General features: G+C 72.5%; 13 protein-coding genes. 12 read left to right on the top strand and 1 reads right to left on the bottom strand.

Annotation, left to right across the window (positions count from 1 at the left end; all coding sequences use genetic code 11):
* Window positions 1–90: 90 nt before the first annotated feature.
* The 12 genes from J4557_RS09180 to J4557_RS09125 all read left to right on the top strand — a co-directional run bounded on the left by J4557_RS09180 (window position 91) and on the right by J4557_RS09125 (window position 12,404).
* Entirely contained in the window at window positions 91–954 is an 864-nt protein-coding gene (locus J4557_RS09180; RefSeq protein WP_208266017.1) for a hypothetical protein, read from the top strand.
* A gap of 55 nt (window positions 955–1,009) precedes the next feature.
* Window positions 1,010–1,747: an HAD family hydrolase gene (locus tag J4557_RS09175; protein WP_208266016.1), complete on the top strand. Its 738-nt coding sequence runs from the start codon at window positions 1,010–1,012 to the stop codon at window positions 1,745–1,747.
* 195 nt (window positions 1,748–1,942) lie between these two features.
* A complete protein-coding gene (locus tag J4557_RS09170; protein WP_208266015.1) occupies window positions 1,943–4,165 on the top strand; it encodes a DUF4132 domain-containing protein in 2,223 nt (740 codons plus the stop codon).
* A 209-nt stretch (window positions 4,166–4,374) separates the two neighbouring features.
* Window positions 4,375–4,818 (top strand): Hsp20/alpha crystallin family protein, encoded by a 444-nt coding sequence (locus tag J4557_RS09165; RefSeq protein WP_208266014.1) that lies wholly within the window; start codon window positions 4,375–4,377, stop codon window positions 4,816–4,818.
* A 274-nt stretch (window positions 4,819–5,092) separates the two neighbouring features.
* The gene (locus tag J4557_RS09160) at window positions 5,093–5,455 is read left to right on the top strand and encodes a MerR family transcriptional regulator (protein WP_208266013.1); all 363 of its coding nucleotides are present in this window, start codon (window positions 5,093–5,095) and stop codon (window positions 5,453–5,455) included.
* Between the two features lie 4 nt (window positions 5,456–5,459).
* Window positions 5,460–5,819 (top strand): STAS domain-containing protein, encoded by a 360-nt coding sequence (locus J4557_RS09155; RefSeq protein WP_208266012.1) that lies wholly within the window; start codon window positions 5,460–5,462, stop codon window positions 5,817–5,819.
* A 125-nt stretch (window positions 5,820–5,944) separates the two neighbouring features.
* A complete protein-coding gene (locus J4557_RS09150) occupies window positions 5,945–6,592 on the top strand; it encodes a substrate-binding domain-containing protein (RefSeq protein ID WP_208266011.1) in 648 nt (215 codons plus the stop codon).
* 89 nt (window positions 6,593–6,681) lie between these two features.
* Window positions 6,682–8,517: a PD40 domain-containing protein gene (locus tag J4557_RS09145; protein ID WP_208266010.1), complete on the top strand. Its 1,836-nt coding sequence runs from the start codon at window positions 6,682–6,684 to the stop codon at window positions 8,515–8,517.
* An 806-nt stretch (window positions 8,518–9,323) separates the two neighbouring features.
* Complete coding sequence (locus J4557_RS09140; RefSeq protein ID WP_208266009.1) at window positions 9,324–9,965, top strand: response regulator; 642 nt, start codon at window positions 9,324–9,326, stop codon at window positions 9,963–9,965.
* Window positions 9,966–10,071: 106 nt separating this feature from the next.
* The gene (locus J4557_RS09135; RefSeq protein ID WP_208266008.1) at window positions 10,072–10,557 is read left to right on the top strand and encodes a flavin reductase family protein; all 486 of its coding nucleotides are present in this window, start codon (window positions 10,072–10,074) and stop codon (window positions 10,555–10,557) included.
* A gap of 1 nt (window position 10,558) precedes the next feature.
* The gene (locus J4557_RS09130; RefSeq protein WP_208266179.1) at window positions 10,559–12,103 is read left to right on the top strand and encodes an acyl-CoA carboxylase subunit beta; all 1,545 of its coding nucleotides are present in this window, start codon (window positions 10,559–10,561) and stop codon (window positions 12,101–12,103) included.
* 82 nt (window positions 12,104–12,185) lie between these two features.
* Window positions 12,186–12,404, top strand: a complete 219-nt coding sequence (locus J4557_RS09125) for a hypothetical protein (protein WP_208266007.1) — start codon at window positions 12,186–12,188, stop codon at window positions 12,402–12,404.
* Here J4557_RS09125 and J4557_RS09120 read toward each other — a convergent pair.
* Window positions 12,355–13,398 (bottom strand): ketoacyl-ACP synthase III family protein, encoded by a 1,044-nt coding sequence (locus J4557_RS09120; RefSeq protein ID WP_208266006.1) that lies wholly within the window; start codon window positions 13,396–13,398, stop codon window positions 12,355–12,357. The genes J4557_RS09125 and J4557_RS09120 overlap by 50 nt on opposite strands.
* Window positions 13,399–13,517: the final 119 nt, after the last annotated feature.

Genomic DNA, 13,517 nt, shown 5'->3' with positions numbered 1-13,517 from the left:
TGTGGCCAACCTCGGCTAGAGCGGCGTGTAGCCGTCCGATCACTGCTTGACTCGGGACCGGACGAGGTCGCCGGCCGTGAGGAGAGCACGGTGTCGCTGTATCTGATCAAAGGCCAGTACCGGATCGTGCACAGCCAGCCCGACGGGGACTCCGTGCACTTCTTCCCGAGCGCCGCGGACGCGTTCACCCGGCTGCACCTGAACGTGCGCCTCGGCGCGAGCGGCGCGGCGCAGCTGCGGCTCGACGCGATCGACGCGCTGGAGACCCACTACACGCCGCCCGGCCACGGCGGCCACAGCATGCACCAGCCGCTGGAGCTCGCCCACGCTGCCGGCTCCCGGCTGCTGGAGCTGATCGGGTTCACCGGCGTGGTCCGCGACGGCGAGGTCGTCACCGGCGCGACGCCGGACGCCACGCCCGGGTACATCCTGACCCGGTTCGGGGACAAGTACGGCCGCCCCGTCGCGTTCGCCTTCGCCGGCGACACCGACCGGCCCGACCTGGAACCGGTGTTCACCGACTCCGCGCTGCTGAAGACCAGCGTGAACCACCGGCTGCTGGCCGACGGGCTGGTCTACCCGACCTTCTACAGCAAGCTCTACCCCGACCTGCGCGCCACGCTGACCGAGGCCGCCGAAGCCGCCCGCACGGCCGGGACGGGGGTCTGGGCCTCCGACGCCACCACCGGCGGCGCGACCATCCATGCCCAGGACGATCTGTCAGAGCGGCTGGTCATCCTGCCCAAGCTGTTCCGCCGCCTGGCCGAGTACTACGCCCTCGCGCCGGGCGACCCCTCGCTCGCCGGCTTCAAGGCGTACATGGCCACCCTCAACGACCGGCTGTACGTCATCTCCGACGCCCACGCGACCGGGTTCGACACCGTCGTCGAGGTCACCGGCGACACCGTCCGGCTCACCAAGCCCATCACCGACCTGATCTTCATCGAGGGCTAGAGCGGACGCGCCGGGGGAGCGGCGCCCGCACCGGGCATGGGGGGATGATGCTCCCATGGCGGACGTGGTGTTCTTCGATCTGGACGGCACCCTGGTCGATCACCGGCGCGCGGTCCTGGAGGCGATCGGCCGGATCGTCCGGGAGGCGCCGCACGCGACGGCTCCACCGGACGAACTGGTGACGCTGTGGTGGACGCTGGAGGGGCGGCACATGCGGGAGTACCTCGCCGGCCGGTGCTCCTTCGCCGAGCATCACCGGCGCAGGCTCCGTTCCTTCCTGCCGATGCTGGGCGAGCCGGTCCCCGAGAGTCCCGGCCTTCTGGACGCCTGGTTCGCCGAGCGCTACCTCACCGTGTTCGAGGAGTCCTGGCGGAGCTACCCCGACGTCCGGCCGTGCCTGGACGCCCTGAAGCGGAGCACCGGCGGGCCGCGCCTGGCCGTCCTCACCAACGGGGACCCTGACCAGCAGCGCGCCAAGCTCGCCCGCTTCGGCCTGCTCGGCTACTTCGAGGCCGTCCTGACCCCGGCCGATCTCGGTGCGGCCAAGCCCGATCCCGACGCCTTCACCACCGCGTGCCGGCTGATGCGGACGGACCCCGTTCAGGCGGTCAACGTGGGCGACATGCTGGAGAGCGATGTGAACGCGGCGGCCCTCGCCGGGCTCACCGGCATCTGGCTGGACCGCGGCATCGACTTCGTCACCGGCGGGCCGTCCCCGGCGGCGGACGAGGCGGTGCTCCGCATCGAGCGGCTCACCGACCTCCCCGGCCGCCTGTCGCGCACGACCGCCTGACCGGCTCGCCCATGCCGCCGTCACGCGGGGGCGAGTCGTCGGGGGTGCGGCGCGGGGCCGCGAGCACCTTCGGCGCCTCGCGCAGGGCGGGGACGCCCGGTAGGCGATCGACGGGCCGCCGTGCGAGCGGAAACCTGGAGCCGGGCCGGGACGTCTCATGATCGACAACGTCCGCCGGCCGCGATACTGGAAACGATGACACGAGACCCCCATGTCGAGGACGCCCCCGACAGCGCACTGCCCGCCCTGCTCGTACAGCCGCCCTGGAAGGGCGGGACGAAGGGACCGCCGGCCGTCCTCGGCCTGAAGGCGCCGCGGGAGCCGACCGTCGTCCGCTGGGCGCCCGGCCGGCGGGAGAAGTGGCTGCAGGCGCCGTACGAGTACTCGCAGAAACGCATGCCCGAGGACACCGACTGGGACGAGCTCGCCGCGTTCTTCGCCGGTGACCGGGCCCTGGAACTCTGGAAGCCGCGCGAGTGGCGGTCCCGGTCGCGGTTCGAGCACCTCTACATGGGGCTCGTCATGCAGGCGCCCCGGGAGCTCGGCGAGAAGCTGCTCGCCGACGAACGCTACTGGGACGCCTTCGCCGACTTCTCGGTCGGCGCCGACCGCGGCGCGGTGGCACGTCACGAGATGGCCGCTTACCCGCCCGCGCTGCACCAGGCGAAGAAGAAGAAATGGAGCGTGTACGCGCTCGAGCCCTTCCTGGACCACGCCGTCGCCCAAGCCATGATCAAGGACTTCGACGGCAGGGGGAGCGACGAGGCGCAGGACGCCTGGTACGACCTGCACGGGGTGGACGCCGTGCGGCTGACGATCCCGGACGCGCTGCGCAAGCCGGGGCCCAAGCGGGAACGCGCCGAGGCGGCACTGCGCTCGGTCGCGCGACGCCACGGGCACGACGTCCTGGTGGAGGCCGCCGGGTACTACGGGGACGAGGCCGTGCAGGCGGTCTCCAGGCTGCGCACCGACCCGCTCGACCTGTACCCCGACCCGCTGCCGGAGCTGCCCCAGGGCTGGGATCCCGAACGGCTGCCGCGGATCCTGCTGCGCCTTCGCCGTCAGGCGCTTCCCCCGGCCGCGACCAGGAACCTCCTGACGATGCTGGCCATCTCCGAGAGGCAGAAGCCGTACGCCGGCGTCCCCCTGGTCACCGCGCCCCTCGACCCGGAGTCGCTCGCGGAGTTCGCCTGGGCCCTCTACGAGGCCGACCGCCATCCCAAACTGTGGGCGTCGCCGGGCGTGCAGTACGCCCTGGCCGAGTGGGGCGACGACACCACCGCCGACCGGCTCGCGCCGATCGTCGCACGGTGGTCCAGGGCTTACGTGTGGGAGTCGGGCGGGCAGTCCGCGCTCCGCCTCTTCAGCCGCCTCGGCACCGACCGCGCCCTCCGGCACCTGGACCGGCTCGCGAACAAGGCCACCGACCAGAAGTGGATCGGGCGGTTCGCGCGGGACGCGCTGAAGCGCGCCGCCGAGCAGCGCGGGCTCACCCAGGAGCAGCTCGCCGACCGGCTCGTCCCCGACCTCGGACTCGACGCCGACGGCTCGCTGACGCTCGACTACGGGCCGCGCCGCTTCGTGGTGGGCTTCGACGAGGAGATTCGGCCCTTCGTCACCGAGGCGGAGAGCGGCAAGCCTCGCAAGACGCTGCCGAAGCCGGGCGCCAAGGACGACGACGCCCTCGCCTCCGCCGCGTACAAGCGGTTCACCGACCTCAGGAAGGAGGCCCGCACCGTCGCCGCGGAGCAGGTCAAGCGGCTGGAGGCGGCGATGGTGGCCGGGCGGACCTGGACCGCCGAGGAGTTCGCCGCGCTGTTCGTCGCGCACCCGCTCATGCGCCACATCGCCCGGCGGCTGGTGTGGTCGGCGGGGACGGACGCGTTCCGGGTGGCCGAGGATGGGACCCTCGCCGACGTCCGCGACGACGCCTTCGAGCTTCCCGGTGACGCCCGGGTCGCGCTGCCCCACCCACTCGTCCTCGGCGAGGGCGCCCTCCGGGACTGGGCCGCGATCTTCGCCGACTACGAGATCCTGCAGCCGTTCCCGCAGCTCGGCCGTCCCGTGCACGCCCTCGCGGAGGACGAGCGGGGGAGCGACCGCCTGTCCCGCTTCGAGGGCGGCTCCGTCCACTTCGGCGGGATCCTCGGCCTGACGTCCCGCGGCTGGACGCTCGGCGAGAAGGAGACCGGCGGCTTCCGCCGGCAGGTGATGCTCATGACGCCGGACGAGCGGCACCTGATGGTCACCTTCGAACCCGGCATCCGCGTCTTCGATCCCGAGGAGTACGCCGAGCAGCGCATCGAACGCGTGATGCTCCTGACGGGCCGCTACTCCGGGAAGCCCCTCGCGTTCGGCGACCTCGACCCCGTCACCGCCTCCGAGATCCTCACCGACCTGCACCGTCTCACCGGGTGAGCCCGCCGGCCCCCGGCCGATGGTCGGCCGGGGGCCTTTCTCCTGTGGCCGCCCGGGAGCCGAAGCGACGCGGGCCGTCCCGGAGGGGGAACCAGTGTTTGACAACCGCGGCGGCATGCTACCTATAATTTCAGTTGCAGGGTTCTTCCTGTGAGGCAGTGGTAGTCCCGGGGTGTGGAGGTCCCGGGGATCTTCGGAGGTGAGCAAGGATGCTGCTGACGTCGATCGATCCGTTCGTGCAGGAGTTCGAGCGTCAATTCGACCGTGCGGTCCGGCAGGCGGGGCTGGGCGGTCGCGGGGACGGTGCGGGCATGCCGATGGACGGGATCCGCCGCGCCGACGATGTGGTGCTGCGGTTCGACCTGCCCGGTATCGACCCGGGCTCGATCGAGGTCACCGTGGACCGCGGCGTGCTGACCGTCACCGCGCGCCGCGAGGAGGAGTTCGGTGACAACGAGCGGGTGTTCGTCCGCGAGCGCACGATGGGCGCCTTCACCCGCCGCGTCTACCTGTCGGAGCACCTGGACGCCGACGCCATCGAGGCCGCCTACAACAACGGCGTCCTGGCCGTCCGCATCCCCGTCCTGGAACAGGCCAGGCCCCGCAAGGTCGCCGTCCAGCACACCGGCGACCAGAGGGCGATCAAGAGCTGACCGGCATGCGGCCATCGCCTCCCGCGTCCGAGCGCTCGCCGGAACGCTCCGGCGCCGGCGCGATGGCCGGTGACGACGCAGGCCATGGCCCGGTGGGTGCGCGGCGCCCGCCGGGCCAGGTCGTCGGCTTTCACACCCGGCAGGCGCGCAGCCATGATCTTAAGTGGGCTCGCCCCGGGAACGCACATCGACCGGGCCGGACCGCCGGCGAGCGGCCCGCGTCGACGCACGAGACGCGGCGCGGGACGAGGGCCGCACAGTGAGAGGGGCCGTTATGGGATTGCCGATCGATGACGAGTACGCGGCCCTGTTCACCGTGGGGCAGGTCGCCGACATGCTGCAGGTGCAGCAGGCGTTCCTGCGGCGCATCGACACCCAGCAGGTCGTCTCGCCGCAGCGCTCGGCCGGCGGGCAGCGCCGCTACAGCCGCTGGGAGATCGGCCGCATCCAGCAGGTCGTCACCATGATGGACGAGGGCATGACGCTGCCCGCCATCCGGCGGATCTTCGAGCTCCAGCACGAACTCGACGAGCTCACCCGCGAACGCGACGAACTGGCCGCACGCTTGACCGCGCTCGGCCAGAACCCCGCCGGCCGGCCGCCTCGCCGGCCCGGCCCCCGCCCAGGAGGTGAGTGACACCATGACGCAGCCGCTGACGGCGGCCGGGGACGGCGACGCCATGACCCCGGGGGCGCCGCACCCGCCGGGCATCACCACCAGCCACCGCGGCGACACGATCGTGATGCTGCTGTCCGGCGAGCTCGACATGGCCGCCGAGGACCGGTTCCGCGCCGCCGTCCGCGCCGCCCTGGCCGACCGGCCCCGCACGCTCGTGGTGGAGATGTCCGGGCTGGAGTTCCTCGACTGCACCGGCCTGTCGACCCTGATCTGGGCCCGCAACCGGCTGCACCGCGAGGCCGGCGCCCTGCGGATCCGCAACCCGCGACCCATCGTCCGGCGGGTGCTGACCCTCGGCGGCCTGGCGCCGCAGATCGTCTGACCGCCGCGCAGCCCGATGGGCTGGCCGCCGCTTCGGCCGAGCCGGGCGTCGAGCCGTCCCGCCCGCTGTGGACCCGCATCGTCGACCGCGACGCCTGGCGGCCCGCGTCGGTCATGTTCCTGCTCATGTTCGGCACGGCCGGCATCAACACCTTCATGGCCGCCTACGCGCTCGGGCGCGGCATCGGCGGCTCCGGCCTGTTCTACGTCGCAAGCGGCCTGATGCTCGCCGTCTCGCGGCTGACGGCCGGACGCCTGGGTCCTCGCGCCGGGGATCGCACTGCTCGTCCTTGGGCAGATCGGCGTCTGGTGGTGCCCGAACCTCCTCGTGCAGGATGCTCTCCGGCGCGTCCTACGGGCTGGGGATGGCGGCCGCCCAGCCCGGTGGTCGACCCGAAGAAGGCCCCCATGTGGGCCGCCGCCCAGGCCGGATACGGCGAGGTCGTCGTGGCGACCAAGACGTACCTGTCGGGGCACGCGTCCGCCGCCAAGAAGTTCGTCGCGGCCGTCCAGCAGGCGAACGGCTACCTGGCCACCCACCAGGGCGACCCGACGGTGTTGAGCGTGGCGCGGAAGGTTCAGTCCGGCGTCCCGGACCCGGTGCTGCAGAGCAGCGTCGCGCTGGTCGAGTGGCCGAAGAGCGGCGCGATGGACGACGCCGGATGGACCAAGACCCTCGCCTTCGTCAACTCCCTCGGGGCGCTCCCCGACGGCGCGAAGGTCACCTCCGACAACTGGACCAACACGTACCTGCCGGCCGATGGCCAGTCGTGACATGACCCGGCGGCGGGAACGGCCCCACCGCCATTCCGGAGAAGGCTCGGGGGACGAGCGAAAGGAATGGTAGAGCGATGGAAACCAGCATGAGGCGCAGGACGTTCCTGGCGGCCGGCGCGGTCACGGTCGGCGCCACCCTGCTGCCCAGGCCCTTCTCCGTGGCGTCCGCCGCGGCCGGCAAGAAGGGCGTGATGCTGATGAACCGGATCGGTCCGTCGTCCTCGGACCTCTACATCTGCGACAGCGACGGCGGCAACGAGCGCAGACTGCTGGCGACGGCGGGATACGACTACAACGCCGCCGTCTCCGCCGACGGCCGATCGGTCGTCTTCACCTCGGAGCGGACGGGCGACGGGAACTCCTGCCTCTACCGGGCCCGCATCGACGGCACGGGCATCCAGCCCCTGGTGGTCGGCGCGGCCATGAACGACTCCGGCGTCCTGTCACCGGACGGGACCAGGCTGGCCTTCGTCTCCACCCGCGGCGACCACAAGGCGCACATCTGGGTGCTCGACCTGCGCACCAACGCGACGCGCTGCCTGACCGGCGGCTCGCCGGTCGCCGGCGACCCCGCCCTTCCCGACGGCCACTTCCGCCCGTCCTGGTCGCCCGACGGGCGGTGGATCGCCTTCTCCAGCGACCGCGACACGGCCTGGCGCGGGCATGACGACGGCCGCGGCTGGGAGCACACGCAGGAGCTCGGCATCTACGTCATCCGCCCTGACGGCACCGGGTTCCGGCAGGTCGCGTCCCGGCCGGGCTACTGCCTCGGCTCGCCGAAGTGGTCGCCGGACGGCAGCCGGATCGTCTTCTACGAGATCACGACCGAGGGGACCTGGCTCGCCCACCGCCCGGAGGGCATCGGGAGGGTCGAGTCCCAGATCGTCTCGGTCGACGTCGCGACCGGCGCGCGCGTCGAGCACACCTCCGGTCCCGACCTGAAGGTCTCGCCCCAGTACGTGAACGCCACCGAGATCGGCTACCTGGTCAAGGGCGGGGCCGACGAGGGCCTGGCCTACACGGCGGGGACCCTGCCGGCGGTCAAGCGGGCGCTGCGCTCCCCGGTGTGGACGCCCGACGGGAAGTCGGTGGTCTACCAGAAGGTCGGCTTCACGCCGCGCCCGCTCGACACGCCGCTCTACAGCTGGGACTCCGACTGGGAGTACCGGCACTGCGACGTGTTCCCCGTCCTGTCGAGGCAGGGCCGCCTCGCCATCACCGAGAAGCAGCTCGGCAACTCCTCGATCGTCACCCTGCGCCCGGACGGCACGGACCGCCGGGTCGTCTTCGACAACGCGACCAGCGGCCTCGACCCGGTGCTGATCGCCAAGGGGCTGGCCGGCGCGTTCCGGCCCGCGTGGTCGCCGGACGGCGAATGGATCGCCTTCGGCCTCGGCGGCTGGTTCCAGGAGCGGGCGGAGATGACCGCCGTGGTCGCGCGGGTGCGGAGCGACGGCTCGGGCTTCGAGAAGCTCACCGACGGCACGACCAACGCCGGCTTCCCGAGCTACTCGGCGGACGGGAACCAGATCGTCTACCGCGTGTGGGGCGCGGACGCCAAGGGCCTGCGCATCCTGGACCTCAGGACCGGGGCGACGCGCGTCCTCACCACCGAGCCCGACAACCTTCCCGACTGGTCTGCGGACGGCGCGCTCATCCTCTTCACTCGCAGGACGAGCGACACCAACTTCGACGTGTGCACCATCCGGCCCGACGGAACCGGCCTGCGGGTCCTGACGAGCAGCGGCTCGAACGACGGCCACGCCGTCTGGAACCACGACGGCCGCATCCTCTACAACAGCGGAATGTACGGCTTCCGCCAGGAGGCGGCGCTGTACGACAACACCTTCCAGCCGTACGGCCAGATCTTCAGCATGAAGGCGGACGGCTCCGACAAGAAGCTGCTGACCGACAGCCAGTGAGAGGACTCGATGCCGCTCTACCTCACGCAGGAGGTCCTTTCCCAGTGACCTGACAAGGCCGCCCCCCGCATCCTCAGGCTCACCGGGCCGCCCATCGGCGCTCTTAGGGCCTGGCGACGCGGGGGGGCGGCCGTGATTTCCGTGTTCCCGGTCCGGAAGGGGTGACAATCGGGAAGTTTGAGCAAGGAACTCCGGGGGACGGTTGACGACCGCATTCTGCGGCATGTGACTCGGCGCGCACCGCCGGAATCATCCCGTCACCGCACGGCCTGATTCCCGGTCCGCGATTCGATGGCGGCCGGAATTGGCCGGGGGCCGGGAAAACCGCCGGCGGGCCGGGACGATGCCGGTCGTCGCGTCGGAGCGCCCCGCGGAGCGCGGTCGGCGACGGCCTCCGATGGTGCGGGAGCGGGCTGGCGCCGGTTCCCGAACCCGGGTTTCGGGGCGCTGAACAAGGGGTGCTCCGCAGTGAAGTCGGCCGTTCGGGAAGGTGGCGATACCGGTCGCCTTGACAGGCGGGTAGTTGCGATTTGTCATGGCGATGGGTGCGGGTGGCGGGGCAGATCGGTGCGTGTTACCGTTGGCTCGCCCTGGGTCACGGGGTGTGTTTCTGAAATCGGTTGATCTTTCAAAAACGCAATACGGCGGGATGGGTGGCGATGTGGGCGCCGTCCGGACTCCAACGGCAACCAGACCGCGCCGATCGGAGCCTTCATGAGCGAATGCCCGAGTGAGCATGCCGCCGGATTCCCCGTGATGGGTGTTCTTCGGCCGGCGCGGACGGACGCCGGCGCGCGGGGGCGGTCTTGACACCGCGGACCGTTCTGATCGTCGACAGCCACACCCTCGTCCGGCAGGGGGTGCGCGAGATCCTCGAAGAGGACGCCGGGCTGAAGGTGGTGGGGGAGGCCGGCGACGGCGACGAGGCCGTCACGATCGTCACCGAGCAGCGTCCCGACGTCGTCCTGCTGGAGGTCGGCGGGCTCGGCCCGGACGCCGTCACCACGGTGCGGCGCATCCGGCGGCGGTCGCCGGGCACCAAGGTCATCATCCTCAGCATGCAGGAGGGCCCCGAGCTGCTGCGCGCGCTGCTGGAGGCGGGCATCCGCGGCTACCTGCTGAAGACGGTCACGCGGCACGAGCTGGTCGCGGCGATCCAGGCGGTGGAGGATCCGGAGCGCATCGTGCTGAGCGTCTCGCGGCGCAGCCTGCCCGAGGACGACGGGGCGCAGCCGGTCCAGCTCACCGAGCGGGAGCGGCAGGTGCTGGAGCTCACCGCGCGGGCGCTCACCAACCGGCAGATCGCGAACCGGCTCTCCCTCACCGAGGCCACGGTCAAGCGCCACCTGCGCAACATCTTCGCCAAGCTCGGCGCGGGGTCGCGGCTCGACGCCGTGAACCGCGCCTCCCACGCGGGCCTCATCGAACCCCCGCGGAACGAGCACTAGAACCGCGCCTGTCCTCCCGCACGGCCGGGCTCTGACGGGACGCGAACCGGGCTCGACGCGCGCGTCCTACGTTGTCGGCGATCGTTCGCCCAGCGGAAGGACCGCCGTGCTCCGCCAGATCCGACCCGTGCAGGCCGGCAGGTTCCGCTCGGTGATGCGCGGCTTCGCCACCGGAGTGACGGTGGCGGCCGCGGACGCCGGGAGCGGACCGGCCGGGACGACGATGAACTCGTTCACCTCCGTCTCGCTGGAACCGCCGCTCGTCCTGTTCTGCATCGGATCCGGGTCGCGGACGTGGCCGGTGGTGGAACGGGCGGGCTGCTTCGCGGTGAGCTTCCTGTGCGCCGGCCAGGAGCCCCTGGCGCGCCGTTTCGCGGCGCCCGGGGTGGACCGGTTCGCCGGGCAGGAGGTCGTCACCGCGGCGACGGGATCGCCGGTGCTCGCCGAGGCCGCCGGGTTCGTCGACTGCAGAGTCGTGGACGTCGTCGGGCTCGGCGACCACCACGTGGTGGTCGGCCTGGTGGTGGCGGCGGGCCGGCTCCGCGACGCCAGACCGCTGGTCTTCGCCGACGGAGGGTACGGGAGTGTCTGAGATGAGGGCCCGCGTGGCCCGGCTGGAGGCCGAGCGCCGCGCCGCCGCCGAGGCCGGCGGCGACCGGGGCATGAAGGCCCAGAGGTCCAAGGGGAAGCTGACCGTCCGGGAACGGCTCGACCTGCTGTTCGACGAGGGCACCTTCACCGAGATCGAGACGTTTCGGCGGCACCGGGCGCAGGGCTTCGGCATGGAGGGCCGGCGCCCGCCGACGGACGGCGTCGTGGTCGGCTGGGGCCTGGTCGAGGGCCGGCGGGTGTTCGCCTACGCGCACGACTTCCGGGTCTTCGGCGGCAGCCTCGGCGAGGCGCACGCCGCCAAGATCCACAAGATCATGGACCTGGCGGCGAAGGCGGGCGCGCCGCTGGTCGGGCTCTGCGACGGGGCGGGCGCGCGCATCCAGGAGGGCGTGACCGCGCTCGCCGGATACGGCGGCATCTTCCAGCGCAACGTCCGCAACTCCGGGGTGATCCCGCAGATCAGCGTGATGCTCGGCCCGTGCGCGGGCGGCGCGGCGTACTCGCCGTCGCTCACCGACTTCGTCTTCATGGTGCGCGACACCGCGCAGATGTTCATCACCGGCCCGGACGTGGTCGGCGCGGTCACCGGCGAGACGATCACCCATGAGGAGCTGGGCGGCGCCGAGGTGCACGCGTCCCGGACCGGGGTCGCCGAGGCGATGTACGACGGCGAGGAGGAGTGCCTCGCGGACGTGCGGTACCTGCTGTCGCTGCTGCCGTCCGACAACACCCGGTTCGCGCCCGAGCGGCCCACCGCCGACCCGCCGGACCGGTCGTGCCCGGCGCTGCGCGACATGGTGCCGGTCGACGCGAAGGCCGCCTACGACGTGCGCGCCGTCGTCGAGGAGATCGTCGACGACGGTGAGATGTTCGAGATCCATGAGATGTGGGGCACGACGGTGGTGTGCGCGTTCGTCCGGTTCGCGGGCCGGGTCACCGGGCTGGTGGCCAACCAGCCCGCGGAGACGGCCGGGGTCCTGGACATCACCGCCGCGGAGAAGGCGTCCCGGTTCGTCCAGTTCTGCGACGCGTTCAACATCCCGATCGTGACGCTGGTGGACGTGCCGGGCTTCCTGCCCGGGGTGGACCAGGAGCACGGCGGGATCATCCGGCACGGCGCCAAGCTGCTCTACGCGTACTGCGACGCCACCGTGCCGCGCGTGCAGCTCGTCCTGCGCAAGGCGTACGGCGGCGCGTACATCGTGATGGACTCGCGGTCGATCGGAGCGGACGTGTCCCTCGCCTGGCCGACCAACGAGATCGCCGTGATGGGCGCCGAGGCGGCGGTGAACGTCGTGTACCGGCGGGAGATCGCCGCCGCCGACGACCCGGAGGCCGAGCGCCGGGCCCGCGTCGAGGACTACCGGCGCGAGCTGATGGACCCGTTCCACGCGGCCGAGCGCGGCCTGGTGGACGAGGTGATCGACCCGGCGGAGACGCGGGTCCGGATCGTCGACGCGCTCGACATGCTCGCCGCCAAGTACGTGCCCCGGCCGAGCCGCAAGCACGGGAACCAGCCGCAGTGACCACCGGCAGGCGCGTGACGACCGGCCCGCGCGTGACCACCGGCCCGCGCGGGGACGCGGGCCGGCAGGGGAGAGAGCCGCGATGAGCGCCGACTTCGAGATCGTGAAGGGCCGCCTGGACGAGCGGGAGCTGGCGGCGCTCGTCGCCGTGCTCGTGCACGGCGGGCAGGACGGCGGAGACCGCGCGGACGAGGCCGCCGCCCCGCGAGGAGCGGAGCGGCGGCCCGGACCGCGCTGGGACCCCGAGGGGCTCAGCCCGCCCCGGCCCGCGTCCGCTCCACCACTGCCGCGGACCAGGTGAAGCCCGCGCCGACGCCCGCGAGCAGGCAGCGCTCACCGGGCGCGAGGCGGCCGGAGACGACCAGCTCGCCGAGCCCGGCGATCTGGTCCCCGGCGCCGAGGTGACCGATCCGGCTGCCCCAGTCCCACGTCGTCCGCTCGCGGTCGACGCCGAGCGGCTCGAAGAACTGCACGTTCATCTTCGGCAGGCCGAGGTGCGGCAGGACGAACCAGTCGATGTCGCCGCGCTCGACGCCCGCCTCGGACAGTGCGCCCTCGACGGCGCGCACCTGCCCGTCCCGCAGCCGCCGCAGGACCTCGGTGAAGCCGAGTTCGGAGACCGCCTCCTCGCGCGGCGTCTCGGCGTCGATCGGGCGGGCCGCCTCCAGCGGGGCGTCCGCGAACGGCCGCGCGCCCCGTCCGAGCTTCTCCAGGCCCGGGTCCGAGACGGAGACCGCGCTGCGCAGCAGGACGGCGTCCCGCCCGTCCTCCGGAGTCCCCGCGCCGCGCGCCAGGACCATCGCGGTGCCGCCGTCGCCGCAGATCGTGCCCGGGTCCGTCCGCCAGCGGTCGAAGCCCGGCAGGGCGAACCGGTCGCCGGTCGACACCAGCGCCTTGGCTCCCGCGGGCCGGGCCGCCAGGAACGAGGCGGCCAGCTCGATCGCCGCCATACCGCCGTTGGACTGCTGCCCCACCTCGACGGCGGGGCAGGCGTTGCCGACCGCCTCGCGCTGCACGTAGGAGGCGGCGGCCCACAGGTCGTGCCCCTGGTAGTGGACGCTGGCGTGCAGGATCAGTTCGATGTCGGACGGGTCCGCGCCGGCGTCCGCCATGGCCCGCCGCGCGGCGTCCGCCGCCATCACCGGCGGTGCCTCCGCGGAGACGCACACGGCCTCGATGCCGGTGCGCCAGACGTCCTTGCGGGCGCAGAGCCCGCGTCTCTCCGCGTCCGCCGTCTCGATCGGGTCGGGCAGGTGGCGGCCGATCCCCGCCACGTGGATGTCCTCGTACCTCATGCCGCGAGGGTCGCAGCCGGGCGTCAGGGAGCTGTCGAGGACAGGTCGTCCCGGCCCCCTCCGCGGCGCCGGACGCGAATGACCCTAGGCCGGATCTCGACGCGGCCGCCTTAGACAGG

Source organism: Actinomadura nitritigenes (assembly GCF_017573545.1).
Taxonomy (GTDB): Bacteria; Actinomycetota; Actinomycetes; order Streptosporangiales; family Streptosporangiaceae; genus Spirillospora; species Spirillospora nitritigenes.
Note: the sequence above shows the minus strand (reverse complement) of the source record. Positions and strands in the feature narration are given on the sequence as shown.